The 3,236-nt window shown below is 65.2% G+C and carries 3 protein-coding genes; 1 reads left to right on the forward strand and 2 read right to left on the reverse strand.

The annotated features are described in order from the left end of the window. Positions 1-559: 559 nt before the first annotated feature. Positions 560-1,849, reverse strand: coding sequence for a tyrosine--tRNA ligase (tyrS, locus tag C1Y63_RS12315; RefSeq protein WP_106016736.1), 1,290 nt, complete (start codon positions 1,847-1,849; stop codon positions 560-562). 66 nt (positions 1,850-1,915) lie between these two features. Continuing rightward, complete coding sequence (locus C1Y63_RS12320) at positions 1,916-2,098, reverse strand: Trm112 family protein (protein WP_106016737.1); 183 nt, start codon at positions 2,096-2,098, stop codon at positions 1,916-1,918. A gap of 381 nt (positions 2,099-2,479) precedes the next feature. On the opposite strand from C1Y63_RS12320, the gene C1Y63_RS12325 reads away from it, so the two are divergent. After that, a partial coding sequence (locus C1Y63_RS12325) for an SDR family NAD(P)-dependent oxidoreductase (RefSeq protein WP_106016738.1) occupies positions 2,480-3,236 on the forward strand: 757 nt, incomplete at its 3' end.

Below are 3,236 nucleotides of genomic sequence, written 5' to 3' on the forward strand. Positions count from 1 at the left end.
CACACTCGTGTCATGCAAGCGTTGCGTCAGGGACAAGCAGCCCCCGGCAGCACAAACCATCGAACCAGCACAAAAAAAACTAGTACATTGGTACACTATTGAGTTCTCAAACATCATGCACCACCACAAACACAGCCACGCTTGCGACTGCCTCACGGCGGTTCCACCGACACTACACAACAACTTGGCGTGAGTGCAAATCCGGCGTGTCAGCACCGTATATCGACTGCTTGCTTCCCCTCATTTGAGGCGCTGGGCTGTCTCGCTGACCCGGATAAAGTTACACACACCGCGAACACCACACAAATCCCCAGTACACCGGCGGTTTCGATGGTTGCAGTGAGGCAAGAATGCGCGAACACCTCCCCGCAAGGTCCGGTGGTGGTCCTTGCGGGGAGGTGTTCGGTCGACGAGTGGTGAGGATGCGGCGCGGAGAAGCTGCCGCTCTTTTCGTCAGGGTTTCATCACTGCTGCGGGTTCCTCCCCCACCGTCACATCCATAGGTCTGCGGTGGGCGGGGCGGATCAGCTTCCAGGAACAGCGGCCGTGCGAGGGTTCTTTAAGCGTGCAGGGCAATGCCGGCGAAGTTCTTCTTGCCCTTGCGGAGCACGAGCATGCCGTGCAGCAGGTCCTCGGCCTGCGGCTCCCACGCCTCATCGGTGATGCGCTCGTTGTTGACGTAGGCGCCACCTTCCTTGATGGCACGGCGCGCCGCGCCCTTGGAATCAACGAGGCCGGAGGCGACGAGCAGGTCAACGGCAGTGCGGGGTTCCCCGTCGGCGATCTCGGTAATACCAGCTTCCTGCAGTGCACCACGCAGGGTGGCGGCGTCGAGGTCCTTGAGGTCGGCTTTACCGAACAGTGCCTGGGAGGCGAGCTGCACCGCAGCGGTGGCCTCGGCACCGTGGACGAGGGTGGTCATCTCTTCCGCGAGTCGCTTCTGAGCGACGCGGGCAAAGGGACGCTCGGCGACCTCGACCTCGAGTTCGGCGAGTTCCTCCTGGGTGAGGAAGGTGAACCAGCGCAGGTACTTGATGACGTCCGCGTCGGCGGCGTTGACGAAGTACTGGTACCAGGCGTACGGGCTGGTCATCTCGGGGTCGAGCCAGAGCTTGCCACCACCGGTGGACTTGCCGAACTTGTTGCCTTCGCTGTCGGTGACGAGCGGCACCGTCAGTGCGTGCACGGCGCGGCCGTTCTTGCGGCGCACGAGGTCCACACCGGAGACGATGTTGCCCCACTGGTCGCCGCCGCCGATCTGCAGGGTGCAGTCGTACGCCTCGTTGAGGTGCACGTAGTCCTGGGACTGCAGCAGCATGTAGGAGAACTCGGTGTAGGAGATACCGTCGCCCTCGAGGCGACGCTTGACGGTCTCCCGGTTGAGCATCGTGTTGAGCGAGAAGTGCTTGCCGACGTCACGGAGGAACTCGATGACGGACATGCCGCGGGTCCAGTCGGCGTTGTTGACGAGTTCGGCGTTGCCGTGGGCATCGCCTTCGCCGTCACGGAAGTCCACGAAGCGGCGCAGCTGCTGCTGGATGTTCACGAGGTTGTCGGCAATGGTGTCCTCAGTGAGCATGGAGCGTTCCCCCACATCGCGGGGGTCGCCAATCATGCCGGTGGCCCCGCCGGCGAGTGCCAGGGGGCGGTGACCGAACTGCTGGAAGCGGCGCAGCATGAGCAGCGGCACGAGGTGGCCGGCGTGGAGGGAGGGGCCGGTCGGGTCGAAGCCGCAGTAGAGGGTGATGGGCTCGGCGGTTGCCTCGCGCAGTGCCTCAATGTCGGTGGACTGGTTGATCAGTCCGCGCCACTGCAGTTCGTCGATGATGTTCGTCGGGGTGTTCGTCATGGGTCTTTCGCAGGTGTTGTGCGTGGTCGTTCAAATCTCGGCCGCGGCCGTGGGGTTGCGGTCCAGTTAGGCGCCGGCGGGCGGCCAGGTGATGGCTTCATCGCGCAGCAGTACGGGGATGTCATCCTCGATGCGATAGGCGATGCCGAGGCGCGGGTTGACGAGCACCTGCTGGGCCTCGTCATAGGTCAGCGGCCCCTTGTCTTCGGGGCAGGCAAGGACGTCCATAAGACGCGGGTCAAGGCTCATGACTGCACAGTCTAGCCCGCAGCACGAGCGCGCGCGGCACCCACCTCCCCCCGCTCGGCGGGACCCGGCCCCGGGGTGTGCTCCGCACCGTCCGCGACCGCTGTCCACAGCACCTGCGCCACACAGTCAGTTATCCACAGCTTGTGGGCGCGAATGTCGAGACAGAGCTGCACGTCCTGGGCTATACAGGAGGTACGCCTGCGGCAGCGGCAGGTGGGGTGTCCCGCGCATCCCCGTGTTCTGCTCGTCGTTGCTGGCGTGACGTCTTTTTCTTCTCTCTTTTTCTCCCCGCCACCCGCCACCGGGCGCGTGTCCCTGCGGCCGGACGCCGCACGGATGCCACCTGTGTGGGGGTGGGCTTCGTGGAAGGACTGCATCGCCATGACTGTTCTCACTGCACACATCCCAGATGACGCGCTGGAGTTGCCCGCCCAGCCGGACGAGGTTGCCGGCCTCGTCGACGCGGAGGTGCCCTCGCGAAAGGTGGCCATCGTCGTCGATGAGGGGCACGGTCGTGGGCGCGCTACCGCGTTGGCGTTGGCCGCCCGCGGTGCAGCCGTCGTCATTGCCGGGGAGGACGAGCACGCGGTGCACGCCGTCGCCGAGGAGATCACCCTGCTGGGCGGCAGCGCCCGGGCACACACCCTGCGGCCGGCCTGCGGCGAGGACTACGAGATGATCGTGCGGGACGCTGTCGCCGAGTTTGGGCGGCTTGATTGGGCGGTGCTGTCCACCGCAGTCCAGCCCGTGGACGCCTCCCTCCATGAGTTGAGCGATAGGGCGTTGGCGCATCTTGTGACCGACCGTCTGGCGCCCATCGCCTTCGGTCTGCGGGCCGTCACCGGCCACCTCGTCGCCGCCGGCGGGGGCCACACCAGCGCCATCGTCACGATCAGTTCCTCCCCTGGCCCTGCAGGCCATGCCCACACTGGCTGCGCTGTGCTCACCCAGGAGGCGGCCGCCGAGTACGGGGCCTTAGGCATCCGCATCAATGGCATCCGTGCGGAGAACATCCCGCCCACACCATCGCTGCCTGTCGAGGATCCCGACACCGCGCCAGGCCTGAGTTTCACAATTTGGGTTAGTACGTTCCGAACAACTCCCGCTCGTAGTCCTGCCGCATCCGCTTCCGCTCATC

This window comes from Corynebacterium sp. 13CS0277 (assembly GCF_002994655.1).
In the GTDB taxonomy this organism is placed as follows: Bacteria; Actinomycetota; Actinomycetes; order Mycobacteriales; family Mycobacteriaceae; genus Corynebacterium.